Genomic DNA, 23688 nt, shown 5'->3' on the forward strand with positions numbered 1-23688 from the left:
GCGCTCCGTGCAAACGCCTGCCGGCAAGCTTTAGGCGAGGTTCAGGCGCCAGTCCCAGCGGAGCGGGTCGCCGTCCATCACTTCGACGCCGCGGGCGATCAGGGTGTCGCGGATTTCGTCCGACAGGGCGAAGTCCTTTTCGGCGCGGGCGGTCTGGCGGCGGTCCAGTTCGGCTTCGATCTCTTCCGGCGTGATCTGGGTGTCCTTGGGCTGGATACGCAGGTCGACGCGGCTGATCGTCAGCAGGTTGAGCCCCAGTGCCTGATCGAAGGCGGCCAGCAGGCAGAGTTTTTCGTCCACCGGCACCTTTTTCAGGGCGATCGTCTCTTCCAGCAGCGGAAGGGTGCGGGGAGTCATCAGATCGTCGCTGATCGCGGCGTCGAACTGTTCGAGCAGCGGCGCGAGCTTGGGGTGGAGATTGGCGCGCAGCCAGTCCAGTCGCAACGACTGCCAGGTGATGCCTTCAGCGCGGGCCTTGAGATTTTCGACGCCCATGACGAGGCGCTTGAGGCGGGTGAGGGCGGCGCTGACGCTTTCCGCGCTGAACTCCAGTTCGCTGCGATAATGGGCGCCCAGGCACAGCAGGCGGTAGGCGAGCGGATGCACACCCACGTCGATCAGCGAGAAGAGGGTGGTGAAGCCGCCCTTCGACTTGCTCATCTTGCCCTGACGGTCCACCAGGAAATTATTGTGCATCCACCACTGGGCGCCGGTGAAGCCTGCGGTGGCAGCGTCCGGCTCGCCGCAGCAGCTATGGAAAGCCTGATTCTGGGCGATCTCGTTGGGGTGGTGGATTTCGCGATGGTCGATGCCGCCGGTGTGGATATCGAACGGATGGCCAAGGCGTGCCTCGCTCATCACCGAGCATTCGAGGTGCCAGCCCGGCGCGCCCTTGCCCCAGGGGGAGTCCCATTCCATCTGGCGCTGCTCGCCCGGTGGGGACTTGCGCCAGATGGCGAAGTCGGACGGGTTGCGCTTGCCCGCGACCGGATCGATGCGGGCATGGGCTGCGTCGTCGCGGCCGCCGGCAAGCGCGCCATAGTCGGGGACGGTGCTGCTGTCGAAATAAAGGCCGGTTTCCAGTTCGTAGCAATGCTGGGGCGCGATCTTCTCCGCAAATTCGATCATCTGCGGGACATAGTCGGTGGCGACCGTCCATTCGCTGGGCGCGATGATGTTGAGGTCCGCGATGTTGCGCTTGAAAGCATCGGTGTAATGGGCAGCGATGTCCCAGATGCTCTTCGCCTGGGCGCGGGCGGCGGCCTCCATCTTGTCGTCGCCCGCGTCGGCGTCGCTGGTCAGATGGCCGACATCGGTGATGTTGATGATATGGGTGACGTCCAGCCCCTTCCACAGCAGCGTCCGGCGCAGCGTGTCGGTGAAGACATAGGCGCGCAGATTGCCGAGATGGGCGTAATTATAGACCGTCGGGCCGCAGCTATAGACGCGGGCGTGGTTGGCTTCGATCGGCGTGAAGGGCTCGACCGTGCGCGTCAGGCTGTTGAACAGGCGCAAGGGGGCGTCGGCATGCTGCTCGGCAGGGGTGAACTGGTCGCTCATGGCGCAGAGCCATGCGGCTGTTCGGGATTGCCGTCAACAGGGGAGGGGAATTGTAACAAATTGTTGCTGACGGGCCGATCGCTTGCCCCGACCCTTGCACTTAAGCGTTCCCCCACCGATATTGCTCGTGCGGGCCGGGCCCCTCTGGCGGTTGGATTGGTGTGACATGATCCAGCCGCGATGTCGGACCGCATCGAGTGTGCTCGGTGCAGGTTCGTGAGCGTTTGCCCCCCTCTGACCTCACGAAGACCGCGCCGGGCCACTCGATCCCAAGGCTGTTTTGGCCGTAACTGACTGTTGGATGGAGTAACAACGCCGTGAACAATCCCGTTCGTATGCCGGGCTATGGTGCGAGCCAGACGGCGCAGACCGATGCCGGGCTGCGCGCGCACATGCTGGGCGTTTTCCGCAATATGGGCATTGGCCTGGTCATCACCGGGCTGGTCGCCGCCTTCATCGGCAATACGCCGGTGCTGGCCGCCGCGATCTTCGGCACCCCCTTGAAGTGGGTGGCGATCTTCGCGCCGCTGGCCTTCGTGTTCTTCTTCAGCTTCCGCATCGAAAAGATGACGACCGCGGGCGCGCGCATGGCCTTCTACGCCTTTTCGGCGGTGATGGGCGTGTCGCTGGCCAGCATCTTCCTGGTCTTCACCGGCGGGTCGATCGCGCAGGCCTTCTTCTCCGCCGCCGTGATGTTCCTCGCTATGGCGCTGTGGGGCTATACGACCGGGCGCGACCTGTCGAAATTCGGGTCGTTCCTGATCATGGGCCTGATCGGCATATTGGTCGCGAGCCTGATCAACATCTTCATCGGCTCGTCGGCCATGCAGATGGTGATCTCGATCATCGGCGTGGTGGTGTTCACCGGCCTTACCGCCTGGGACGTGCAGCGCATCAAATCGGAATATTTCGTCTATGCAGGCCATGAGGTGGCGCAGAAGATGCAGGTGATGGGCGCGCTGTCGCTCTATCTGAACTTCGTCAACCTGTTCCAGATGCTGCTCAGCCTGACCGGCGAGCGGGAATAATCGGATGCGGGATCAGGCGGCTGTGTCCGCCATGCTCTGCCCGGTCTGTCATGTGGGGCTCTCCATGACAGACCGGCAGGGGGTCGAGATCGATTATTGCCCCCAATGCCGGGGCGTCTGGCTCGACCGGGGTGAACTGGACAAGATCATAGAGCGGTCGGTGGGTGGAGTTCCGGTGCCACCGCCCAGCTATCGGCCGGATCGTGACGACGGGCGATATTATCAGAAGAAACGGAAGAAGAGCTTTCTGGAAGAGCTGTTCGACTGACAGAAAGCGGTCCCGATTGCGGGGCCGTTTTTTTGTCGGCCGGATTCTGGCTTAGGTAAATTCGCGGACTGGCGATAAGCAGGCAAATCATGGCCGATTGCGGCTGATTTCATGGGTTCCGAGTGAGTTATATGTCTGATTTGAGCGCTGCGAATGTTACGCCGGTGATATTGGCGGGTGGATCGGGGACGCGGCTGTGGCCCTTGTCGCGCAAATCCTATCCCAAGCAGTTCGTGCCGCTGTTGGGCGAGCAGACGCTGTTTCGCTCCGTCGTGGAGCGGCTGTCCGGTGCGGGCGAGGGTTTTGCCTTTGCCCGGCCGGTGGTGCTGACCAACGCGACCTTCCGCTTCATCGTGGCCGAGCAATTGGCGCAGGAAGGGGTGGACCCGCAAGCGATCATCATCGAGCCTTCGGTGCGCAACACCGCGCCTGCGATATTGGCGGCGGCGCTGCATCTGGTGGCGAGCGATCCCGATGCGGTGATGCTGGTCGCGCCGTCGGATCATGTGGTGCCGGACGCAGAGGCTTTCCGGGCGGCGGTGAGCCAGGGGCTGGCAGCGGCGCGGACCGGCGATCTGGTGACCTTCGGTATCCAGCCGACCCGGCCGGAGACAGGCTATGGCTATTTGAAGGTCGTGGCGAAGCCGGATGGATCGGGACGGCCGATCAAGCTGGCCCGCTTTGTCGAGAAGCCGGATGCGGCCCGCGCGCTGGAGATGGTGGCGAGCGGCGATCATCTTTGGAATGCGGGGATTTTCCTGTTTGCGGCAAAGGATCTGATCGCGGCATTCGAGCGTCACGCGCCCGATGTGCTGGCGGCGGTGCGGCCCGCTGTCGCGGCGGCGGAAGGCGATCTGGGCTTTTTGCGGCTGGCGGCGGAGGCGTGGGACGCGGCGCCGGATATCTCCATCGACTATGCGATCATGGAGCGGGCCGACAATCTTTCGGTCGTGCCCTATGATTCGGGCTGGTCGGACCTTGGCGGTTGGGACGCGGTGTGGAGTCATGCCGGGCCTGACGCCGCGGGCGTGACGGTGGGCGGCGGGGCGACCGCGATCGATTGTAATGATACGCTGCTGCGGTCGGACAGCGAGGGCATGGAACTGGTCGGCATCGGCCTTAGCAACATCATCGCCGTGGCGATGAGCGACGCGGTGCTGATCGCGGACAAATCGCGGGCGCAGGATGTGAAACTGGCGGTCGAGGCGCTGAAGGCGAAGGGCGCGGTGCAGGCGGAGAGCTTTCCCAAAGATCACCGGCCCTGGGGCTGGGTGGAAGGGTTGCTGACGGGCGAGCGCTTTCAGGTGAAGCGGATCACGGTGCAGCCGGGACAGTCATTGAGCCTGCAGAGCCATTTCCATCGGTCCGAGCATTGGATCGTCGTCGAAGGGACGGCCAAGGTCACGGTTGGCGAGGCGGTGACGCTGTTGACCGAGAACCAGTCGCTCTACGTGCCGGCCGGGGCGAAACATCGGGTGGAGAATCCGGGGAAGATTCCGGTGGTGTTTATCGAGGTGCAGACAGGGACGTATCTCGGGGAGGACGATATCGTCCGTTATGAAGACCGTTACGCGCGGGGTTGAAAAGTCTTCCGTCATCCCAGCGCAAGCTGGGATCTCATGAGGCTATACCGCGCCCTATCGCCTGAGATCCCAGCTTGCGCTGGGATGACGGGAGTAGATGCGGGGTTTAGTGCGCCGCGCCCCAACTCGGGCCGTGGCCGATTTCTACGCCTAGCGGGACGCTCAGCTTCACGATCGGCTCCGCAGCCCCTTCCATGATGCGGCGGATGACGGCGCTGGCATGCCCGACATCGCCTTTCGGCAGTTCGAACACCAGTTCGTCATGCACTTGCAGCAGCATCTTGACCTTGTGCAGTCCTTCCGCCGCCAGCGCCGGTCCCATGCGGGCCATGGCGCGCTTGATGATGTCGGCGCTGGTGCCCTGGATCGGGGCGTTGATCGCGGCGCGTTCGGCGCCCTGACGTTCATGCTGGACTGACGCTTTGATGCGCGGGAACCAGGTTTTCCGGCCGAAGAGGGTTTCGGTATAGCCCCTTGAGCGAGCCCTCTCGATCGTTTCGGTGATGTAGAGGCTGATGCCGGGGAAGCGCTCATAATAGCGGCTGATCATGTCCTGCGCTTCGTCGGCGCTGATCTCCAGCCGTCCCGCGAGACCCCAGCGGCTGATGCCGTAGAGGATCGCGAAGTTGATCGTCTTGGCCCGGCCGCGTGTGTCGCGGTTGACCTCTCCGAACAATTGCTGGGCTGTGGCGGCGTGAATGTCCTCACCGTTCGCGAAGGCTTCTTTCAGTGCTGGAACGTCCGCCATATGGGCGGCGAGGCGTAGTTCGATCTGGCTATAGTCCGCCGCCAGGATGACATTGCCCGGCTCCGCGACGAAGGCGTGGCGGATCTGGCGGCCGACTTCGGTGCGGATGGGGATGTTCTGGAGATTGGGGTCGGTCGAGGACAGGCGGCCTGTTTGCGCGCCCGACAGGCTGTAGCTGGTGTGGACGCGGCTGGTGTCCCTGTTGATCTGGGCCTGGAGCGCATCGGTATAGGTGGATTTGAGCTTGGCAAGCTGTCGCCAGTCGAGGATTTTTCCAGCGATTTCCGCGCCCTGGGCCTTCAACTGCTCAAGGATGGTGACATCGGTGGAATAGGCGCCGGACTTGCCCTTCTTGCCGCCCTTATATCCCATTTTCTCGAACAGGATCGCGCCAAGCTGCTGGGTCGAGCCGATGGCGAAGGGCTGGCCCGCCAAGCCATGGATTTCCGTTTCCAGCGCGGCGATGCCGGCGGTGAACTCAGCGGACAGGCGGGACAGGGCTTCGCGGTCGACCTTGATCCCTTCATGCTCCATCTTCGCGATCACGGAGACGAGCGGGCGGTCGACCAGTTCATAAACGCGGGTCGCGCCTTCATTGGCGACGCGGGTCTTGAACAGCTTCCACAGGCGTAGTGTGACGTCCGCGTCCTCGGCGGCATATTCGGTCGCCTTGTCGAGCGGGACTTCCGCGAAGCTGATCTGGCTCTTGCCGGTGCCGCACACATCCTTGAAGCTGATGCAGATATGGTTGAGGTGGACCTTGGCTGCCTCGTCCATGCCGTGGCCGGCGAGGCTCTGGCCCGCGTCGAGGTCGAAGCTCATGACGATGGTGTCGTCATAGGGCGTGATCTCGATCCCATGGCGGCGCAGGACCGTGATGTCATATTTCAGGTTCTGGCCGATTTTGAGGACGCTGTCGTCTTCGAGCAGCGGCTTCAACTTGGCAAGGACGAGGGCGAGGGGGAGCTGGTCGGGCTTTTCCGCGAACATGTCCCTTCCGCCATGGCCGACGGGGATGTAGCAGGCGGCGTTGGGGCCGACGGCGAGGCTGACGCCGACCAGCGCGCAGGAGACGCAGTCGAGCATGTCGGTTTCGGTGTCGACGGCGACCAGACCTTCGGCATGAGCGGCGGCGATCCAGCGGTCGAGCGCTTCCTCGGTAACGACCGTTTCGTAGAGGCTGCGGTCGATCGGCGGTTCTTCCTCATGAACCGGGGCGGCGGGGGGCGTCGCTTGTGTGACGGCGGCGGCCGCGGTCGCGACGGCCACGGCGGCGGCGGGCGCGCCTGCGCGGGCGAGCAGCGACTTGAAGCCATGATGTTCGAGGAAGGCCTGCAACGGCTCAAGCGGGATGCCCTTGAGCGTCAGGTCGTCCAGCGGTTCGGGCAGGTCCATCGCATCGTGCAGCGCGACGAGGCGGCGCGAGAGGCGCGCCATGTCGGCATGGGCGATGAGATTTTCCTGCATCTTCGACTTTTTCATCGAAGGCGCGGCTTCGAGCGCGGCTTCCAGATTGCCATATTCGCTGATGAGCTTGGCGGCGGTCTTGGGGCCGATGCCGGGGATGCCGGGCACGTTGTCGACGCTGTCGCCCATCAGCGCCAGCACGTCGCCCAATTGCTCGGGCTGGACGCCGAACTTGGTCATGACATAGTCGGCGCCGCGCCGCTCATTCTTCATCGTGTCGTACATGTCGACGCCGGGCTGGATGAGCTGCATCAAATCCTTGTCGGAGCTGACGATGGTGACATGCCAGCCCGCCGCGACGGCGGCTTTCGTATAGCTGGCGATGATGTCGTCGGCCTCGAAACCCGCTTCCTCGATGCAGGGGAGGGAGAAGGCGCGGGTGGCGTCGCGGATCATCGGGAATTGCGGGACGAGGTCTTCCGGCGCGGGCGGGCGGTTCGCCTTATACTGGTCGTACATGTCGTTGCGGAAGGTGTGGCTGCCCTTGTCCAGTATCACCGCGAGATGGGTTGGGCCTTCTGCTTTGCCCAACTCATCGGCCAGCTTCCAGAGCATGGTGGTGTAGCCATAGACCGCGCCGACGGGCTGGCCATGCTTGTTGGTGAGCGGCGGAAGCTGATGATAGGCGCGGAAGATGTAGCCGCTGCCGTCGACGAGGTAGAGATGATTCTGAGGCATGGGGGGAGGGGATAGCGGGTTATGCGGGGTGGCTCCAGTGGGGTTGTCGGTGTAGGAAGCGGGTTCCTGGCTCAGGGCGGGGGCGATGCGATGGAAAGGACGGAAATTCGCCATTTTTGGGCCGAAGTTCACAGTGTATGCGCGCGCGTGCCTGGGCGCGCGTAGGCGCGAGGCGGATTGTGTCGGACTTTTCAAAGAAGGGAACGGGATAGGTCGGTTGGAGCGGAATAGGACAGGATAAAATCGCTCTCTGGTGGAGAAATAGGATGTTTTTGGGAATGGGCTGTGGCGGTTGAGTCACGCATGACCGTTTGCCAGTCATCCAGGCTCAGGGCCGGATGGACTAAGGATAGACTGGAAGCGACCATTCATGGCCATTCGCTTCTTACGCTGCGCCGCCCGAAAGCGGCCTATCGGCTAGTAAATCGACGCCGGAGTTTCCCAGCGACTAAAACGGCCAGGACGGCAGGTAATCCGCCGACAAGACAGCCTATTGCAACCCAGAGTGCGAGCATGACAAGCATAACAGCGAACATGCCTAGATGCTCCCACGCCGACATTCTCCATGGCTGCATGAAGATCACGCCCAATACGTAGGAGAGCAAAAACGGTGAGCGGAAGCCGGGGCTGGGTTTTGACAGGATGCTTGCGCCAACAATCCACACGGCCGTAATGACCGCAGCGAGCGGAGTCAGCAGGAAGCCGGAGAAATCCATGGCCGTATTCTAGCGTCAGCTTTCTCTACTTTCCAGCATGTAAGCCGCCAGTCCGCTTTCCACCCTTTTCCGTCATGCCAGCGAAAGCAGGCATTTAGGGAGGCGATGCGCGACATGGCCTGAGACCCCAGCTTCTGCTGGGGTGACGGCGTAGGGGGCGGGTCTTAAAGGACTTCGCTCACGCGGTCCGGAGGGCGGGCGATGACGGCGCCTTTGTCCGTGATAACGATGGCGCGTTCCATCAGGATCGGGTGCGTCGCCATAGCGTCCAGCACGGCCTTGTCATCCGTCACGTTGAGGCCGATTTCCTTCACCACCGTCTCGCCCTTGCGGACCGCTTCCGAAGGGCGGACGCCCGCCTTATTCAGCACCGTTTCGATTTCGGCTCGGCTGGGCGGGGTCTTGAGATATTCGACGATCTCCACCTCAACCCCCGGTGTGGCTTCGAGGATCGCGAGCGCTTGCCGCGACTTCGAGCAACGGGGGTTGTGCCAGATGGTCGCTTTCGTCACGCCTGTTCGTCCTTCGCCAACCACTCTTCCAGCCACTTGATCGTATAGTCGCCGTTGAGGAAGTCCGGGTCGGTCAGCAGTTTCTGGTGGAGCGGGATCGTGGTCTTCATGCCCTCGATCACATATTCCTCCAGCGCGCGCTTCAGGCGCATGATGCAGCCTTCGCGGGTTCGGCCGTAGACGATCAGCTTGCCGATCATGCTGTCATAATAGGGCGGCACCTTATAGCCCTGATACAGGCCGCTATCGACGCGGACGTGCATGCCGCCCGGCACATGATAGCTGGTGACGGTGCCCGGCGACGGCGCGAAGGTGCGGGGGTCTTCGGCGTTGATGCGGCATTCGATGGCGTGGCCGGTGAAGACCAGATCCTGCTGCTCGACCGAGAGCGGCTTGCCTTCCGCGACGCGGATCTGTTCGCGGACCAGGTCGACGCCGGTGATCATCTCCGTCACGGGATGCTCGACCTGAAGGCGGGTGTTCATCTCGATGAAGTAGAATTCGCCGTCTTCCCACAGGAATTCGATCGTGCCCGCGCCGCGATAGCCCATGTCGGCCATCGCCTTGCGCACGACTTCGCCCATCTTGTCGCGCTCGGCAGTGGAGAGGACGGGGGAGGGGGCTTCCTCCAGCACCTTCTGGTGGCGGCGCTGGAGCGAGCAGTCGCGCTCGCCCAGGTGGATGGCGTTGCCGTTGCCGTCACCGAAGACCTGGAATTCGATATGCCGGGGGTTGCCCAGATATTTTTCCATATAGACGGTATCGTCGCCGAAGGCGGCCTTCGCCTCCGAACCTGCCTGCTTCATGGATGTTTCGAGCAAATCTTCGCTCGGCACGACCTTCATGCCGCGCCCGCCACCGCCCGAAGCGGCTTTGATGAGCACCGGATAGCCGATCTTGGCGGCGACCGCTTTCGCTTCCTCGACGCTTTCGAGCGCGCCGTCGGAGCCGGGGACCAGCGGCAGGCCGAGCGCGCCTGCGGTGCGCTTCGCCTCCACCTTGTCGCCCATGATGCGGATATGTTCGGGCTTGGGACCGACGAAGGCGATGTTGTGCGCCTCCACGATCTCCGCGAACTGGGCATTTTCCGACAGGAAGCCATAGCCGGGATGGATCGCGTCCGCGCCGGAGATTTCGGCGGCGGAGATGATCGCGGCGATGTTGAGATAGCTGTCCTTGGCCGCGGGCGGGCCGATGCAGATCGCTTCGTCGGCAAGGCGCACATGCATGGCGTCGGCGTCGGCGGTGGAATGCACCGCCACCGTCTTGATGCCCATTTCATGGCAGGCGCGGTGGATGCGAAGCGCGATTTCGCCCCGGTTCGCGATCAGCAGCTTTTCAATGGCCATAGGTTGCGCGGCCTTATTCGATGACGATCAGCGGCTGGTCATATTCGACCGGCTGGCCGTTATCGACCAGCACGGCCTTGACCGTGCCGGCGGTCGGTGCGGTGATCGCGTTCATGACCTTCATCGCTTCGACGATGACGACGGTGTCGCCCGCCTTCACGGTCGAGCCGACAGGCGCGAAGGGCGCGGCGCCCGGTTCGGCGGCGAGATAGGCGGTGCCGACGATGGGCGAGCGGACGGCATTGGTGGCCGTTTCGGCCGGGGCTGCTGCCGGAGCGGCGGCGGCTGGTGCGGCGGCGGCAAGCGGAGCGGGCGCATAGGCGACGGCAGCGCTGCTGACCGTCCGGGCGACGCGGATCTTGCGGTCGCCGTCTTCCACCTCGATTTCCGTCAGGTTGGTGTCATCGAGAAGGGCGGCGAGATCGCGCACCAGTTGTACATCCACCTGCATTGCGCCCTTTTCAGCCTTGTCGTTCATTTTCAGTCCCTGGACCGTGAATTTCGTTTCTGATGCCCGCGCCTATGCGCATTTGCGCCGGAGCGCAACTTATGTGCGTCGAGTTACAGTTCGAGGGCGGCTTCGAGCGCGAGCATGTAGGACATGGCGCCGAAGCCCGCGATGGTCCCTTTCGCCGCCATGCCGACATAGCTTTTGTGGCGGAAGGGCTCGCGCGCATGGGGGTTTGACAGATGGATTTCGATCACCGGCACGGTGATGCCCTTGATCGCGTCGTGCAGCGCGATCGACGTGTGGGTCAGGCCGCCGGGATTGAGGAGGACGGCATGGGCGCCCTCCGCATGCGCCTCCTGCAACCAGTCGATCAGATGGCCTTCATGGTTGGACTGGCGGAAGTCGATCTCGACATGGGCGCGGCCCGCGGCGTCCTCCATCCGTTCGGCAATGTCGTCCAGCGTGTCGTAACCGTAGATTTCCGGCTCGCGCGTGCCCAGCATGTTGAGGTTGGGACCGTTCAGGACATAGATTTTGCGCGTTTCGGCCATGACGGTCCCCCTTATGGTTGCGAGCGGGGCATGGACGCCCCTATATGCGCGCTGATCTTTAGCCCTTCGTGTCGCGCCAAGTCGAGACACCTTGTTTGACAGGACAGAGCATTGAGCGTCGACGGAACCATCTCCATCCATATCAATGGCGAGCATCGCCGCGTGCGCGCCGGATTGACGCTGGCGGAGCTGGCGAGCGAACTGGGCTTCGTGCCGGAAAAGGTCGCGGTGGAGCGCAATCTGGAGGTGGTGCCGCGCTCGACGCTGGCGCAGGTGCGCGTCGAGGATGGCGACGAGCTGGAGATCGTGCACTTCGTTGGGGGTGGCGACCATCCGGTCGCGGCGGTGGATGAGGATAGCTGGACCGTCGCGGGCCAGACCTTCCGGTCGCGGCTGATCGTCGGCACCGGCAAGTACAAGAATTTCGAGCAGAATGCGGCGGCGGTCGCGGCTTCGGGGGCGGAGATCGTCACCGTGGCGGTGCGGCGCGTCAATGTGTCGGACCCGAACGCGCCGATGCTGACCGACTTCATCGATCCGAAGAAGATTACTTATCTGCCCAATACGGCGGGTTGCTATACGGGCGAAGAGGCGATCCGCACGCTGCGTCTGGCGCGCGAGGCGGGCGGTTGGGATCTGGTGAAGCTGGAGGTGCTGGGCGAGGCGCGCACGCTCTATCCCGACATGGTGGAGACGCTGCGGGCGACCGAGATTCTGGCCAAGGAAGGCTTCAAGCCGATGGTCTATTGCGTCGACGATCCGATTGCGGCCAAGCGGCTGGAGGATGTGGGCGCGGTGGCGATCATGCCGCTGGGCGCGCCGATCGGGTCGGGTCTGGGCATCCAGAATCGCGTGACCATCCGGCTGATCGTCGAGGGCACCACGCTGCCGGTGCTGGTCGATGCGGGCGTGGGGACCGCTTCGGAAGCGGCGCAGGCAATGGAACTGGGTTGCACCGGCGTCCTCATGAACACGGCGATTGCCGAGGCGAAGAACCCTGTGCTGATGGCCGCCGCGATGAAGGCGGGGGTCGAGGCCGGGCGCATGGCCTATCGCGCCGGGCGCATGGGCAAGCGGATGTATGCCGATCCGTCGAGTCCGTTGGCTGGGTTGATCTGACCGGCATCCGTTCGAAACGAACGGATGCCGGTGAAGCGCGTTCCGTCTTGTCGAACTCGCTCCGGGCGTGACGGCGGAGGAAGTCGCCGCTAAGACAAGCGCGCATTATCTGGCTTAAGGAAGCGCGATGAGCCTCGACGGCACTTATGACGAGGGCAATGTCTTTGCCCTGATCCTGCAGGGGAAAATCCCTTCGACCAAGCTTTATGAGGATGAGCATAGCTATGCCTTCCTCGACATCCAGCCGCAGTCGAAGGGGCATAGCCTGGTCATTTCCAAATGGTCCAAGGCGCGCAACATCCTCGACGTCGAGGATGAGGCGCTGGCGCAGGTGATGGCGACGGTGAAGAAGGTCGCCAATGCCACCCGCAAGGCGCTGGACCCCGACGGCATCCATGTCGCGCAGTTCAACGGCGCGCCCGCCGGGCAGACCGTATTCCATCTGCACTTCCATATCGTGCCGCGCTGGGAGGGGCAGTCGCGCAACTTCGTCGCGCATGCGCAGGGCGATTTTGCCGATCCGGCGGCGTTGCAGAAGCTGGCCGAAGAGATTCGCGCCCAGTTCTGATGCGCCAAACCCCTGTAAAAGCGCTCTGACATGGCGCTCAAGCCCTTCAAGGCTCCCGGTGCGCGGTTGGCGCTGCGTTCCAAGCGGGAAAGCCGGCGCTTTGCCGGCGGTGAACGGCCGGCCGAGATCATCCTCGACATTTCGCGGCTGCTCTCGCGCAGTTTCCATGCCGCGCCGACCGGGATCGACCGGGTCGAATATATCTATGCCCGCGAATTGCTGGAGCGGATGCCGGATCGGCTGGCCTTTGCCGCCGTGCATCCGGCGGGCGGCTATTATGGGCGGTTGAAGGACGCGGCCGTGCGCCAGTTCCTGGCGTTCACGGCGGCGCGCTGGCGCAACAAGGGGCCGGTGGATGAAAAGGAGAGCAAGGCCGCCGTCATCCGCCATCTGATCGCGCTGCGGCCCCGCCCGGTGCCGGTGGCGGCGGGGCCGCGCATCTATTTGCAGGTGTCGCCGCATCATCTGGACGATGGGGAGCAAGTGGGCGCAATCCTGCGGGCGGAGGGCGCGAAATTCGTGACGCTGGTGCACGATGTGATCCCGCTCACCCATCCCGAATTCGCCCGGCCTCAGGGCGCGGAGGAGCATTTGAAGCGAGTGCGGACGATCGACCGCTATGCAGATGGCATCATCGGCAACAGTCAGGCGACGATCGACGCGCTGGCGCCGCATCTGACGCGGGGGCTGGACGGGCGGGTGATCCGGGTGGCGCATTTCGGGGCCGATGCGCCGGACATGGTGGTGGAGGGTAGCCATGCCGTGCCGGATCGGCCCTATTTCGTCTATATCTCGACCATCGAGCCGCGAAAGAACCATCTGCTGCTGCTGAACATCTGGCGGCGGCTGGTGGAAAGGCTGGGCGACCAGGCGCCGGTGCTGGTGCTGATCGGACGGCGCGGCTGGGAGAATGAGAATGTCGTGGATATGCTGGAGCGTGCCGAAATCCTGCGCGGCCATGTGATCGAGGCGGGGAGCGTGCCCGACAATGCAATGAACGCGCTGGTCGCAGGGGCGAGGGCGATGCTGATGCCCTCCTTCGAGGAAGGCTATGGCATGCCGGTGATCGAGACCCTGTCGGCGGGCGTGCCGGTGATTTGCAGCGACATCGTCGCGCATCGGGAGGTTGGCGGCGATGCGCCGGATTATCTCGATCCGCTGGATGGCCTGGGCTGGCTGAGGGCCATCGAGGCTTACGGCAAGCCGGATTCACCCGAGCGGGCGGCGCAACTGGCGCGGATCGCGGGCTGGCGGCCGCCGACATGGGAAGCCTATTTCGACACTGTAACCGATATGTTGCAGGAGATGACGGCTTCGGCCTTCGCTTGACGTCTTCCCGTCGGGCGAGCAAGAAGCTGATGTGATTGCGTTTTTTGGCGGCTGAAAGCATCGCTCCATGCGCGCAGGGACTGGACGGGGCAGGGGACGGCTTTTCACGTGAACGCGCCAGCTTTTCTGCGCTCTCCATCCTTTCCGGGAATCAAGTCCGCGACCGCCGCGATCAGCCATCCACGGCAGATCGGGGATGCGCCTGTCGCGGTGGCCGACGCCGTGCTGGAGGCCATGGCCGAGGCGCGGGTGGGCGGCGCTTTCTGGGGCCACAGGCCGGAAGGGATCAGGCTGGTGGCGCGGGCGGGAATAGCCGTGCCGCAAGAAGCGCTGGAAGGTCTTTCCCTGCAGGAAATCGGCCTGGTTGGCGGCGGTCGGCACGGGAATGGCGTTGCGGGGCGTGATCTGCCGTGGCCCGTCGACCTTTGGACGGTGATTGCCGGCGCGCGATCGGTGCATGCGGCGGCGGATGATGAACTGGCGATCATCGCCGGTTTGCTGGGCGTGCCGGTCTATGGGGCAGATCAGCGGCCGGTCGCGGCGGTGGTGTTGCGGGAGGCGGCCCGGTCGGCCGTGGCGGCGGCGCGCTATCGCGATTGTTTCAGCGGAGAGCCGGTCGATGCCCTGCATGCCGTGGCGCAGCTTGCCGATTGGCGGCGGCATCTGGACGGCAATCACGGCATTGCGGCGGCCAGCGGCATGGCCTTCTGGAAGCGGGAGGCGATCCGTCATTTCCTCTGGGATGGGGTTCGCTCGCCCCCTTTCCTGTCGGCGGAAAAGGGCGTGCGGCGGGCGATCAGGCAAGGCGGCGCGCTGGCGGTCTGGCCCTCCCGCGTGCCGTCCGCCGCGTTGGACGAAGCGCGACGGCAGGGCGTGACCGTCGCCAAGGTCGAGGACGGCTTTCTGCGCTCGAAGGGGCTGGGCGCGGCGCTGCATCCGCCGGGGTCGGTGGTGGTCGACCGGTCGGGCATCTATTATGATGCGCGCTTTCCCAGCGACATGGAAAAGCTGCTGGCGACCCAGGGCTTTACCCCGGCGCTGGAGCGGCGGGCGGCGCGCCTGCGGGCCATGATCCGGGCTTCGGGCGTCACCAAATATGGCAAGGATATGGGCCAGATGATCGATCTGCCCCGGGGCCGCCGGACGATATTGGCCGTGGGGCAGGTCGAGGATGATCTGTCGGTCGAATATGGCGGCGCGGGCGTGACGGGCAATCTGGACCTGTTGCAGCGGGTGCGCGCCGCCGAGCCGGATGCCTTCATCGTTTATCGCCCCCATCCCGATGTGCAGGCGGGGCTGCGCAAGGGCCATCTGAGCGACGCCACGGTGCTCGCCCTGGCCGACGCCATCGACACCGGATCGCCGCTGATGGCGCTGGTGCAGGCGGTGGACGAGGTGCATGTGCTCTCCTCCCTCACCGGGTTCGAGGCGCTGATGCGCGACCGGCCGGTCACGGTCCATGGCATGCCTTTTTATGCGGGCTGGGGGCTGACCCGCGATCTTGCCGCGCCCAATGGACGGCGCGGGCGTCGACTCACCCTGGATCAGCTTGTCGCGGGCGCCTTGATTCTCTATCCACGGTATCTGGACCCGGTCACTCGCCTGCCTTGCGGACCTGAAATCATGGTGGAGCGTTTGGCAAGCGGGGCGCCGTCGCCCATGTCATGGCTAATCCGACTGCGCACTTTACAGGGGAAGTTGCAGAGATTTATGACCTTGTCCGCCGAGTATTTTCATGGTTGACGCGTCCGCCAAAACCTTCCTGTTTCTTCAGGGACCGCATGGCCCCTATTTCGCGATGCTGGCCGATGCGCTGCGGGTGCGGGGGCACCGGGCGCTGCGGATCAACATCAATGGTGGCGACAAGGTCGACTGGCCGGGCGAGGGCGCGACCGACTATCGGGGAACCTTCCGCAACTGGCCGCTCTTCTTCGACGATCATATCGTCAACCATGGCGTGACCGACCTGATCCTCTATGGCGACTGCCGGCCCTATCATGCCTCCGCGCACAAGATGGCGCAGCTGCGCAACCTGCGCGTCCATGTGGTGGAGGAAGGCTATATCCGTCCCGATTTCCTGACGCTGCAGGAAGATGGGGTGAACGGCAATTCGACCCTGCCGCTCGATCCCGAATGGTTTCTGGAGCAGGCGAAGACCCTGCCGCCCGAGGAGAACGGGCTGGAGCCGCAAATCCCCTCCACCTTCCGCCAGCGCGCCTTCAACACCGGGCGCAACGGCGTGGCGTCGGCGCTGATGCGGCCGGCCTTTCCCTTCTATCGGACGCATCGGCCCAACAGCTTCCTCTGGGAAACGGTGGGCTGGTTCAAGAAGCTGAACCTGCGTCAGAACGAGCGCCGCAAGTCGCGGGAGGAATGGGCGAAGGTCAAGGACCGGCCCTATTTCACTTTGCCGCTGCAACTGGATTCCGATTATCAGATCCGTGTCCATTCGCCCTTCGGCACGATGCGGGCGGCGCTGCGTTTCGTGATCAAGAGCTTTGCCGCCCACGCTCCGGCCAATACCGCGCTGGTGGTGAAGCGCCATCCGCTCGATCCGGGGCTGGTGGCCTGGGGGCGGCTGACGCGGCGGCTGGCGGCGCAATATGGCATCAGCGACCGCGTCCTCTACCTGGCGGACTGGGACATTGCCGAAGTGGTCGGCCAATCGCTGGGCGTGGTGACGGTCAACAGCACGGTGGGGACGCTGGCGCTGAATGAGGGCAAGCCCGTCGTCGTGCTGGGCCATGCGGTCTACAAGGTGCCGGGCGTGGTGCACAAACGGTCGCTGGACGAATTCTGGTCCGCGCCGGGCGCGCCCGACATGGCGCTCTATTCGGCCTTCCGCCGGGTCCTGATCGATCGTTGTCTGATCCGGGGCGGATTGCTGAGCGAGGAAGGGCTGCGCCTGCTGGTCGAGAATGCGGTCGAGCGGTTGACCCGCAGACCGCCGGCGCAGGCGCCCGTCCGGCGAGGGCCGGTGGTCCATGATCTGAACAGCGCCCGCACTGCTGTTCGTTAGCATGGCGGGGACGCCGCCGACGCTTTCCGGGATAGTGGAGGATAATCTGGCGACCCTGGCGTCGGGCGCCAGCGCGCGGGTTTGCCGCGTCGGGGAGCGCTTTGTCGTCAAGATCTTCCACGCTGCCGTGTCGGAGGAGATGATCGACCGTGAATTCGCCGCTGCGACGCTGGCGGCGGATTGCGGCATCGCCGTCGCCCGGCCGGTCGAGTCCTTGCGGTTGAGGGCGGGGCGGGCGATCCTCTATCCGGAGATTGAGGGGCCGACGATGATGCGCCAACTGCGCGTGCGTCCGCTGCGCAGCGGCGCGATGCTGCGCGACATGGCGGCATTCCATCGGCGGATTCACGACTGCCCGGCGCCGGGGTTGCGCTCGCTGCGGGACGTGTTGCGGACGGACATCGTCTACGGACCTGCGGATGCGGCCTTGCAGCAGGCGGCGCTTCGCCTGCTGGATGGGCTGCCCGATGGCGACCGGCTGTTGCATGGCGATTTTCACGTCAAGAATATCCTGATGACGGACAGCGGGGCGGTCGCGATCGACTGGTCGAAGGCGGCGCAGGGGGCGGTCACGCCGGATATAGTGCGCACGGAAATGCTGATGCGCTTTGGCGAGGGGCCGCAGGATTGGCTGACCAACAGGGCGCGGGACTGGGCGGCGCGATGCTATGCGGATCATTATCGTCGCCTTGCGCCCGGTCATTTTGCCCAGGTGGCGGAGTGGCGGGCCGTGGTTGGGCTGGCCTGGCTGCGCGCGCGGGCGTCGGTGCGGCGGAAGGCTTTTCTGGCCTATCTCAATCGTGCGTTGGCGGAGGTGGGCTTGCCGCTCATAGCGGAATGATGTGATCGGCCAGCCGTTCGACTTCCGCACGGTCGTGGCTGACATAGAGCATCGGCATGGCAAGGTCGTGCTTCATCCGCTCGATGACGGTCAGGATTTCCTCGCGCCTGGCCGGGTCGAGCGAGGAAAGCGGTTCGTCCAGCAGCAGGAAACTGGGGCCGGACAGTAGTGCCCGCCCGATCGCGACGCGTTGCGCTTCGCCGCCTGAAAGCGTGGCGGGCCAGCGATCGAGCAAATGGCCGATGCCCAGGAAATCGAGTACCGCCTCGAAGGGCAAGGGCGCATCGCCATGCCGACCGTAGAGCAGGTTGGCGCGCACCCGCATATGCGGGAAGAGGCGTCCGTCCTGGAAGACATAGCCTGCCCGGCGTTGGGGCGCCGGAACATTGATGGCGGCGCTGCTGTCGAACAGCGTTTCACCTGCGACTGCTATCCGGCCGCGATCCGGCGTGATGATGCCCGCGACCATGTTGAGGATGCTGGTCTTGCCCGCGCCGGATGGACCAAAGAGCGCGACGAGGCCTGCGCCCGCATGGGCATGCAGGGCGATGTGGCGTTCACCGATGCGGTGGTCGATCTCGATATCAAAGGACATGGTTGGTCCTTCCGCCGCCAGCCCGGCGGGCGAGCGCTTCGGAGGCGACCAGCGCGGCCAGCGACAGCAGGATCGAGATGACGGCAAGGCGCGTCACCGCCGTTTCCGCGCCGGGCATTTGCAGGGCGGAATAGATGGCGATGGGCAAGGTGCGGGTTTCGCCGGGGACATCGGACACGAAGGTGATCGTCGCGCCGAATTCCCCGATGGAACGGGCAAAGCCGAGCACCAGTCCGGCCAGCACGCCCGGCAGCGCCAGGGGCAGGGAAATGGTGAAGAAGACGCGCCGCCGCTTGGCTCCCAGGGTCTGGGCGGCCTGCTCCAGCCGCCGGTCGATGCCCTCGATCGATAGCCGCATGGCGCGCACCATCAGCGGCATCGCCATGATCGCGGAGGCGAGCGCGGCGCCGGTCCAGCGGAACATGAAGCTGACGCCCAGCGCCTGTTCGAACAGCCTGCCCAGCGGCCCGTTGGCGCCGAACAGCAGCAGCAGCAGCCATCCGGTCACGACCGGCGGCACGACGAGCGGCAGGTGCACGAGGGCGTCGACGAGCAGCTTGCCGGGAAAGCGCGACCGGGCGAGCAGCCAGGCCAGCGCGAAAGAGACCGGCAGCATCAGCCCGACCGCGACCAGGCTGACCCGGAGCGATAGAGTAACAATGCCCCATTCTTCGGGAGAGAGGATCATGCCGCCCTCTTTCTAGCAGGATAGTGGAAAATACCAGCCTTCGTCATGGGCATTGCATCGTTCCGGCTCACAGGGCAAATCCGCAGCCTGTCCCTTCTGGAGCTTCCCGCATGAAATCCTTGATCGCCTTCGACCTCGATGGAACCCTTGCCGAGAGCAAGCAGCCGCTGGGCGAGGCGATGGGGGAAGCGTTGGCACGACTGCTGGAGGTCGCGCATGTCGCGGTGATCTCCGGCGGCGACTGGCCGCAGTTCGACAAGCAGGTGGCGAGCCGACTGCCGGAACGGGCCGATCGTTCGCGCCTGTGGCTGATGCCGACGACCGGGACGAAGCTCTATACCCATGGCGAGGGCGGTTGGCGCCCGGTCTATGCCGAATTGTTCGATGAGGCGCAGAAACAGGCGATCCTGGCGGCGTTCGACGCTTCGCTGGAAGCGACGGGCTTCGTGCCGGAACAGGTGTGGGGTGAGCGGATCGAGGATCGCGGCAGCCAGATCACCTTTTCCGCCCTTGGCCAGCAGGCGCCGATCCACGCCAAGGAGGTGTGGGATCCCGATTTCGCCAAGCGCAGGGTGATTCAGGCGGATTTGCGAGATCGCTTGCCGGGCCTGTCGATCAACATGGGCGGGGCGACCTCCATCGACATCACGCGGGAGGGGGTGGACAAGGCCTATGGTCTGAAGAAGCTGCGCGACGCGAGCGGGATCGCGCTGGACGCGATGATGTTCATTGGGGATGCGATCTTCCCCGGCGGCAATGATTATCCGGCGAAGCAACTGGGGCTGGATACGGTGCGGGTGCGCGATCCGCAGGAGACGCTGGCGGTGATCGACGCGATTGTGGCCTGTCAGAGGTGATTTTCCCTCCCGGTTACGGGGAGAGAAAATCAAGGCCGGCTGAAACCGTAGCGGGCGAAGATGCTCTGTCCGGACCGCGACAGCAGGAAGCGGCGAAAAGCTTCGGCCTGCGGGTTCCGGCTCGCGCTCAGCCGGGCGATGGGATAGCGGATCGGCGCATGGCTGCCTGCCGGGAAAGCGCCGACCACGACCACGTCCTTCGATGCGCGGGCGTCCGTCGCATAGACGATGCCCAGCCGCGCCTCGCCGCGTTCCACCAGGGTCAGGGCCGAGCGGACATTGTCGCCCAGCGCCAGACGGTTCGCGACGCTGGGCCAGACGCCCAGCGCGGTGAGCGCCGCCTTTCCATATTTGCCCGCGGGCACGCTGTCGGGATTGGCCATGGCGAGCCGGGAATCGCCCAGCGCTCTGGCGATCGGCATGCCGCGCGCGATGCGCAGCCGCAGCGGCGCCCGCGCCGGGGCGACCAGCACCAGCCGGTTGCCCGCCATGTCGGCCCGGGTGCCGCGCTGGAGCAAGCCCCCCCTTTCGACATCGTCCATCCAGTCTTCATCCGCGGACACGAACAGGTCGGCCGGGGCGCCGCTCCTGATCTGGCGGGCGAGGGCGGATGAGGCGGCGAAGGACAGGACAGGCCGGGCATGGCGCTGCGCCGCCCAGGCATCGGCGGCGGTGTTCATCGCCTCCTGCATGCTGGCGGCGGCCAGCACCAGCGGACCGCGCTGCTGCGCCATGGCCGGGGCAAGCAGTATATGAAAGAATATAGCGACGAACGTAGCGGCGCGGAGAATCACTTTCGGCATGGCTTTGCTTCTGCCAGCTTCGCGCCCTTTTGTCTTGGTCCGCCATCGGTTAAGCGGAGTTTATGACGTTTCGTCCGACCCCGCCGGTCCAGGCCTGATCGCATCGTGGCGGTCGTTCGTTCGCTTTGCGGCCAATGCGGCGTGGGATGCGGCATCCGGGCCGTGACCGGCGAGGGGCGCGAGGCTCGCATCGAAGGCGATCCCGTGCATCCGGCCAATAGCGGCCTGCTCTGCACCCGCAGCGAGGCGCTGAAGGACATGCTCGCTTTGGACGGCCGATTGCTGCGGCCGATGGTGGATGGCCGTGCGGTCGGATGGGATCGGGCCATCGATCAGGCCACGCGCCGGCTTGCTAGCGTCATCGCCCGTCATGGCCCCGACAGCGTGGCGATGCATGTGCCGGGCGGCCTGCTGACCGAGGATTATTATGTCGCCAACAAGCTGATGAAGGGCTTCATCGGCTCCGCCCATATCGATGCGCCTGCCAGCGCGGCGGGCGGCATGGCGGCGGCGCAACGTGCCGCCTTTGGCGAAGATGTGATGCCCGCCGCCTATGAGGATCTGGCGCAGGCGGACATGCTGCTGTTGGTGGGGGAAGCGACTGCGCGCCGTCATCCGGTGCTGCATGAGCGGATTGCCGAGGCGCGGGCGGAACAGGGTGCGCGCCTTGTCCTGATCGCGCGCACGGACGAGGGGCAGGAGGTCGAGGCCGATGAGCGCCTGACAGTCGCGCCGGGCAGCGAGGCGGCGCTGCTGAGCGGGTTGCTGCTGCATTGCTATGATCATGGCGTGCTGGACCGGGATTTTCTGAATCGGAACCTGCTCGTGCCGCCGGACTTTTGGGTGGGCCTGCGCCGGGGGCATGATCTCTGGTCGGTGGCGCGGGCCTGCGAGTTGGCGCCGGGGGAAGTGCGCGGATTTTATGAGCGGGTGGCGGCCATGCCCCGGCTGGTGACGCTGTTCAGCCCGCGTGGCGCGGGGGAGGCAGGGCGGCGCCTGTCGGCCGCCATTCTCAATTTCCATCTGGCAACCGGGCGGATCGGCAAGCCGGGCGCGGCACCCTTTGCGGTGACGGATGCCGCCAATGGCATGGGCGCGCGCGAAGTCGGATGCCGGGCCGGTGAACTGGCCGCGCACCGGGACTTTTCGATCGAGGCCTTGGCGCAGGTCGGCCGCTTCTGGGGCGCGGCCGCGCTGGCGGACAGGCCGGGATTGTCAGGCGCCGCGCTAGCCGACGCGATCGAGACGGGACGCATCAAGGCGTTGCTGATGCCGGGCGGCTTGCCGTCGGCTTCGCATCCGATCCGTGGCCTGCTGGAGCAGGTGCCGCTCATCATCCTGACCACGCCGTGGAACGAGCCGGAAGTGGAGACGCTGCGCATGATCGCGCTTCCTGCCCCGGTATGGATCGAAAAGGACGGGACGTTGACCGGCGCCGACCGGCTGATCAGCCGGCAGCGGTGGCTATTCCCGTTGCCTGGAGAGGCGAAGCCCGACTGGTGGATCATGACCCGGATCGCCCAGGCCATGGGCTGGCGCGATGCCTTTCATTATGAACGGCCCGCGGAAATCTATCGCGAGCATGTGCGGCTGACCGCCTATCGCAATGAGGGGGCGCGGCTGCTGAACCTCAAACGGCATGCGCCCATTTCCAACCCCGCTTATGATGAACTGACGCCGTGGCGTTGGGGAGAAGTGCCGTTTGATGAAGGGCGCTTTCCCACGCCGGATGGGAAAGCGCGGTTGGTCGCCTTCTGGGATCAGGATTCCTGACCGGCGATCGTGCGCAGATGCTCCAGCAGCGCGTCGCCATTGGCGGCCCAGGTGAAGCGCAGCGCAGTTTCGCGCACCGCTTCCCGTTCGGGCGGGTTGACCAATATGTCGCTGATGGCGGCGGCCAGGGCTTCGGGTTGGCGGGCGACGATCTGCCCCGCTTCGGGCCGGTCGAGCAGTTCGCGCGCGCCGCCGACGTCGCTGATCACGATCGGCGTGCCGCAGGCCAGCGCCTCCACCCAGGCATTGGCCAGGCCTTCGGACGAGGATGGCAGCGCCATGACGTCGGCGGCGGCATAGATGCGCGGCAGCCGGTCATGCGGCACGGACCCCAGGAAGCCGATGCGCCGGTCGACGCCCAGTTCCTCCGCCTGTTTCTCCAGTGCGCGGCGATATTGCCCCTGACCCGCGAACAGCAGCGTGACGCCCGGCAGTTGCGGTAGCGCCTGCACCAGCAATTCCTGCCCCTTGCGCGGAATGAGCGCGCCGACGCACAGCACCACCGGCCCTTCGAAGCCCAGGCTTTCCTTCGCCGCCGCCTGGTCGGTCAGTTCGAATCGGTCCAGGTCGACGCCGGTATAATGGACGCGGATCTTGTCTGCATCGATGCCCATGCGCGCCATCGACCGGCGCATCGCGTCGGACACGGAGAGCAGCCCGGCGGCGTCTTCGGCTGCGCGCTGCACCATTTTCCGCGTGCCCCGGCGCATGCCCCAATAATGGATGTCGGCGCCGCGAGCCTTTACCGAATAGGGAATGCCCAGCGCGCGGGAAAGCCGCTGCGCCACCGGGCCGTCGGGGAAGAAGAAGCTGGCGTCGATGACGTCGAAAGGCTGCTGCGCATGCAGGCGCCTGACCAGCGGCAGGATGGCGCGGGTCATGCTGTGGACGTTGAAGCGCCCGCCGAATTTGGGAATGATCGGAAAGACCGGGCGATGGACGGTCAGATCCTTCCACCGTTCCTTGGCGGGCAAGGCGCGCAGGGCGGCATATCGCTTCGCCTTCGACAGCGGCCAGGGCGGGATGCCCAGCGGCGCGACGACCGTGACCTGGACGCCGTCCCGGCTCGCCAGTTCCCGTGCCTGCCGTTCCACGAAGACGCCGAAATTGGGACGGCTCATGTCCGGGAACAGGGTCGACAGCATCAGGACGTTCAGCGTCATCGCATCTTCCTAACGGGTAGCT

The 23688-nt window shown here is 65.0% G+C and carries 21 protein-coding genes and 1 pseudogene; 12 read left to right on the plus strand and 10 right to left on the minus strand.

Annotated elements, in window-relative coordinates; all coding sequences use genetic code 11:
- Positions 1–30 precede the first annotated feature (30 nt).
- Positions 31–1560 (minus strand): cysteine--tRNA ligase, encoded by a 1530-nt coding sequence (gene cysS, locus K426_RS06555; RefSeq protein WP_066555262.1) that lies wholly within the window; start codon positions 1558–1560, stop codon positions 31–33.
- A 335-nt stretch (positions 1561–1895) separates the two neighbouring features.
- Between cysS and K426_RS06560 the strand changes: the two genes are divergently transcribed.
- From K426_RS06560 to K426_RS06570, 3 genes are all read left to right on the plus strand, one after another.
- The gene (locus tag K426_RS06560; RefSeq protein WP_066555267.1) at positions 1896–2588 is read left to right on the plus strand and encodes a Bax inhibitor-1/YccA family protein; all 693 of its coding nucleotides are present in this window, start codon (positions 1896–1898) and stop codon (positions 2586–2588) included.
- Between the two features lie 4 nt (positions 2589–2592).
- Complete coding sequence (locus K426_RS06565; protein WP_066555269.1) at positions 2593–2856, plus strand: TFIIB-type zinc ribbon-containing protein; 264 nt, start codon at positions 2593–2595, stop codon at positions 2854–2856.
- 131 nt (positions 2857–2987) lie between these two features.
- Positions 2988–4439, plus strand: coding sequence for a mannose-1-phosphate guanylyltransferase/mannose-6-phosphate isomerase (locus tag K426_RS06570; protein WP_066555270.1), 1452 nt, complete (start codon positions 2988–2990; stop codon positions 4437–4439).
- Positions 4440–4545: 106 nt separating this feature from the next.
- Here K426_RS06570 and polA read toward each other — a convergent pair whose 3' ends face one another.
- From polA to aroQ, 5 genes are all read right to left on the minus strand, one after another.
- Positions 4546–7332, minus strand: a complete 2787-nt coding sequence (gene polA, locus K426_RS06575; protein ID WP_066555273.1) for a DNA polymerase I — start codon at positions 7330–7332, stop codon at positions 4546–4548.
- Positions 7333–8212: 880 nt separating this feature from the next.
- The gene (arsC, locus tag K426_RS06585) at positions 8213–8560 is read right to left on the minus strand and encodes an arsenate reductase (glutaredoxin) (RefSeq protein ID WP_066555280.1); all 348 of its coding nucleotides are present in this window, start codon (positions 8558–8560) and stop codon (positions 8213–8215) included.
- Positions 8557–9909 (minus strand): acetyl-CoA carboxylase biotin carboxylase subunit, encoded by a 1353-nt coding sequence (accC, locus tag K426_RS06590; protein ID WP_066555283.1) that lies wholly within the window; start codon positions 9907–9909, stop codon positions 8557–8559. The genes arsC and accC overlap by 4 nt, the downstream gene beginning before the upstream one ends.
- A 13-nt stretch (positions 9910–9922) precedes the next feature.
- On the minus strand, positions 9923–10387 hold the full coding sequence (gene accB / locus K426_RS06595; protein WP_066555286.1) for an acetyl-CoA carboxylase biotin carboxyl carrier protein: 465 nt from the start codon (positions 10385–10387) through the stop codon (positions 9923–9925).
- An 83-nt stretch (positions 10388–10470) separates the two neighbouring features.
- The gene (gene aroQ, locus K426_RS06600) at positions 10471–10911 is read right to left on the minus strand and encodes a type II 3-dehydroquinate dehydratase (protein WP_066555288.1); all 441 of its coding nucleotides are present in this window, start codon (positions 10909–10911) and stop codon (positions 10471–10473) included.
- Positions 10912–11022: 111 nt separating this feature from the next.
- Between aroQ and thiS the strand changes: the two genes are divergently transcribed.
- From thiS to K426_RS06630, 7 genes and pseudogenes are all read left to right on the plus strand, one after another.
- A complete protein-coding gene (gene thiS, locus K426_RS06605) occupies positions 11023–12030 on the plus strand; it encodes a sulfur carrier protein ThiS (RefSeq protein ID WP_082748462.1) in 1008 nt (335 codons plus the stop codon).
- Between the two features lie 34 nt (positions 12031–12064).
- A pseudogene (locus tag K426_RS32465) lies at positions 12065–12148 on the plus strand (succinyl-CoA--3-ketoacid-CoA transferase); the annotation flags it as partial.
- Positions 12149–12157: 9 nt separating this feature from the next.
- The gene (locus K426_RS06610) at positions 12158–12598 is read left to right on the plus strand and encodes an HIT family protein (RefSeq protein WP_066555294.1); all 441 of its coding nucleotides are present in this window, start codon (positions 12158–12160) and stop codon (positions 12596–12598) included.
- Between the two features lie 30 nt (positions 12599–12628).
- The gene (locus K426_RS06615; protein ID WP_066555297.1) at positions 12629–13927 is read left to right on the plus strand and encodes a glycosyltransferase family 4 protein; all 1299 of its coding nucleotides are present in this window, start codon (positions 12629–12631) and stop codon (positions 13925–13927) included.
- 108 nt (positions 13928–14035) lie between these two features.
- Positions 14036–15670 carry a capsular polysaccharide export protein, LipB/KpsS family gene (locus tag K426_RS06620; RefSeq protein ID WP_066555300.1) on the plus strand — a complete coding sequence of 545 codons (1635 nt, stop codon included), beginning with the start codon at positions 14036–14038 and terminating at the stop codon, positions 15668–15670.
- Positions 15663–16946 carry a capsule biosynthesis protein gene (locus K426_RS06625; RefSeq protein ID WP_066555303.1) on the plus strand — a complete coding sequence of 428 codons (1284 nt, stop codon included), beginning with the start codon at positions 15663–15665 and terminating at the stop codon, positions 16944–16946. Before K426_RS06620 ends, K426_RS06625 begins: the two co-directional genes overlap by 8 nt.
- 1 nt (position 16947) lies before the next feature.
- Positions 16948–17787, plus strand: a complete 840-nt coding sequence (locus K426_RS06630) for a phosphotransferase family protein (protein WP_066555306.1) — start codon at positions 16948–16950, stop codon at positions 17785–17787.
- On the opposite strand, the gene K426_RS06635 is transcribed toward K426_RS06630, so the two are convergent.
- A complete protein-coding gene (locus K426_RS06635) occupies positions 17774–18382 on the minus strand; it encodes an ATP-binding cassette domain-containing protein (RefSeq protein WP_066555309.1) in 609 nt (202 codons plus the stop codon). The two genes, K426_RS06630 and K426_RS06635, sit on opposite strands and share 14 nt — an antisense overlap.
- Positions 18372–19070 (minus strand): molybdate ABC transporter permease subunit, encoded by a 699-nt coding sequence (modB, locus tag K426_RS06640; protein ID WP_066555314.1) that lies wholly within the window; start codon positions 19068–19070, stop codon positions 18372–18374. The genes K426_RS06635 and modB overlap by 11 nt, the downstream gene beginning before the upstream one ends.
- A 110-nt stretch (positions 19071–19180) precedes the next feature.
- On the opposite strand from modB, the gene K426_RS06645 reads away from it, so the two are divergent.
- Positions 19181–19927 (plus strand): HAD-IIB family hydrolase, encoded by a 747-nt coding sequence (locus tag K426_RS06645; RefSeq protein WP_066555317.1) that lies wholly within the window; start codon positions 19181–19183, stop codon positions 19925–19927.
- A gap of 29 nt (positions 19928–19956) precedes the next feature.
- Here the strand turns inward: K426_RS06645 and modA are convergent, their stop codons facing one another.
- Complete coding sequence (gene modA, locus K426_RS06650; RefSeq protein ID WP_066555319.1) at positions 19957–20730, minus strand: molybdate ABC transporter substrate-binding protein; 774 nt, start codon at positions 20728–20730, stop codon at positions 19957–19959.
- A gap of 105 nt (positions 20731–20835) precedes the next feature.
- Between modA and K426_RS06655 the strand changes: the two genes are divergently transcribed.
- Entirely contained in the window at positions 20836–22503 is a 1668-nt protein-coding gene (locus tag K426_RS06655; protein WP_066555322.1) for a molybdopterin oxidoreductase family protein, read from the plus strand.
- Here the strand turns inward: K426_RS06655 and K426_RS06660 are convergent.
- Positions 22491–23666, minus strand: coding sequence for a glycosyltransferase (locus tag K426_RS06660; protein WP_066555324.1), 1176 nt, complete (start codon positions 23664–23666; stop codon positions 22491–22493). The two genes, K426_RS06655 and K426_RS06660, sit on opposite strands and share 13 nt — an antisense overlap.
- Positions 23667–23688: the final 22 nt, after the last annotated feature.

The organism is Sphingobium sp. TKS (assembly GCF_001563265.1).
GTDB lineage: Bacteria > Pseudomonadota > Alphaproteobacteria > Sphingomonadales > Sphingomonadaceae > Sphingobium.

Bases quoted from the DNA above. Each gene is read 5' to 3' on its own strand.
- cysS (WP_066555262.1), bottom strand. From the start codon at position 1,560: ATGAGCGACCAGTTCACCCCTGCCGAGCAGCATGCCGACGCCCCCTTG.
- K426_RS06560 (WP_066555267.1), top strand. From the start codon at position 1,896: ATGCCGGGCTATGGTGCGAGCCAGACGGCGCAGACCGATGCCGGGCTG.
- K426_RS06565 (WP_066555269.1), top strand. From the start codon at position 2,593: ATGCGGGATCAGGCGGCTGTGTCCGCCATGCTCTGCCCGGTCTGTCAT.
- K426_RS06570 (WP_066555270.1), top strand. From the start codon at position 2,988: ATGTCTGATTTGAGCGCTGCGAATGTTACGCCGGTGATATTGGCGGGT.
- polA (WP_066555273.1), bottom strand. From the start codon at position 7,332: ATGCCTCAGAATCATCTCTACCTCGTCGACGGCAGCGGCTACATCTTC.
- accC (WP_066555283.1), bottom strand. From the start codon at position 9,909: ATGGCCATTGAAAAGCTGCTGATCGCGAACCGGGGCGAAATCGCGCTT.
- accB (WP_066555286.1), bottom strand. From the start codon at position 10,387: ATGAACGACAAGGCTGAAAAGGGCGCAATGCAGGTGGATGTACAACTG.
- aroQ (WP_066555288.1), bottom strand. From the start codon at position 10,911: ATGGCCGAAACGCGCAAAATCTATGTCCTGAACGGTCCCAACCTCAAC.
- K426_RS06610 (WP_066555294.1), top strand. From the start codon at position 12,158: ATGAGCCTCGACGGCACTTATGACGAGGGCAATGTCTTTGCCCTGATC.
- K426_RS06615 (WP_066555297.1), top strand. From the start codon at position 12,629: ATGGCGCTCAAGCCCTTCAAGGCTCCCGGTGCGCGGTTGGCGCTGCGT.
- K426_RS06625 (WP_066555303.1), top strand. From the start codon at position 15,663: ATGGTTGACGCGTCCGCCAAAACCTTCCTGTTTCTTCAGGGACCGCAT.
- K426_RS06630 (WP_066555306.1), top strand. From the start codon at position 16,948: ATGGCGGGGACGCCGCCGACGCTTTCCGGGATAGTGGAGGATAATCTG.
- K426_RS06635 (WP_066555309.1), bottom strand. From the start codon at position 18,382: ATGTCCTTTGATATCGAGATCGACCACCGCATCGGTGAACGCCACATC.
- modB (WP_066555314.1), bottom strand. From the start codon at position 19,070: ATGATCCTCTCTCCCGAAGAATGGGGCATTGTTACTCTATCGCTCCGG.
- K426_RS06645 (WP_066555317.1), top strand. From the start codon at position 19,181: ATGAAATCCTTGATCGCCTTCGACCTCGATGGAACCCTTGCCGAGAGC.
- modA (WP_066555319.1), bottom strand. From the start codon at position 20,730: ATGCCGAAAGTGATTCTCCGCGCCGCTACGTTCGTCGCTATATTCTTT.
- K426_RS06660 (WP_066555324.1), bottom strand. From the start codon at position 23,666: ATGACGCTGAACGTCCTGATGCTGTCGACCCTGTTCCCGGACATGAGC.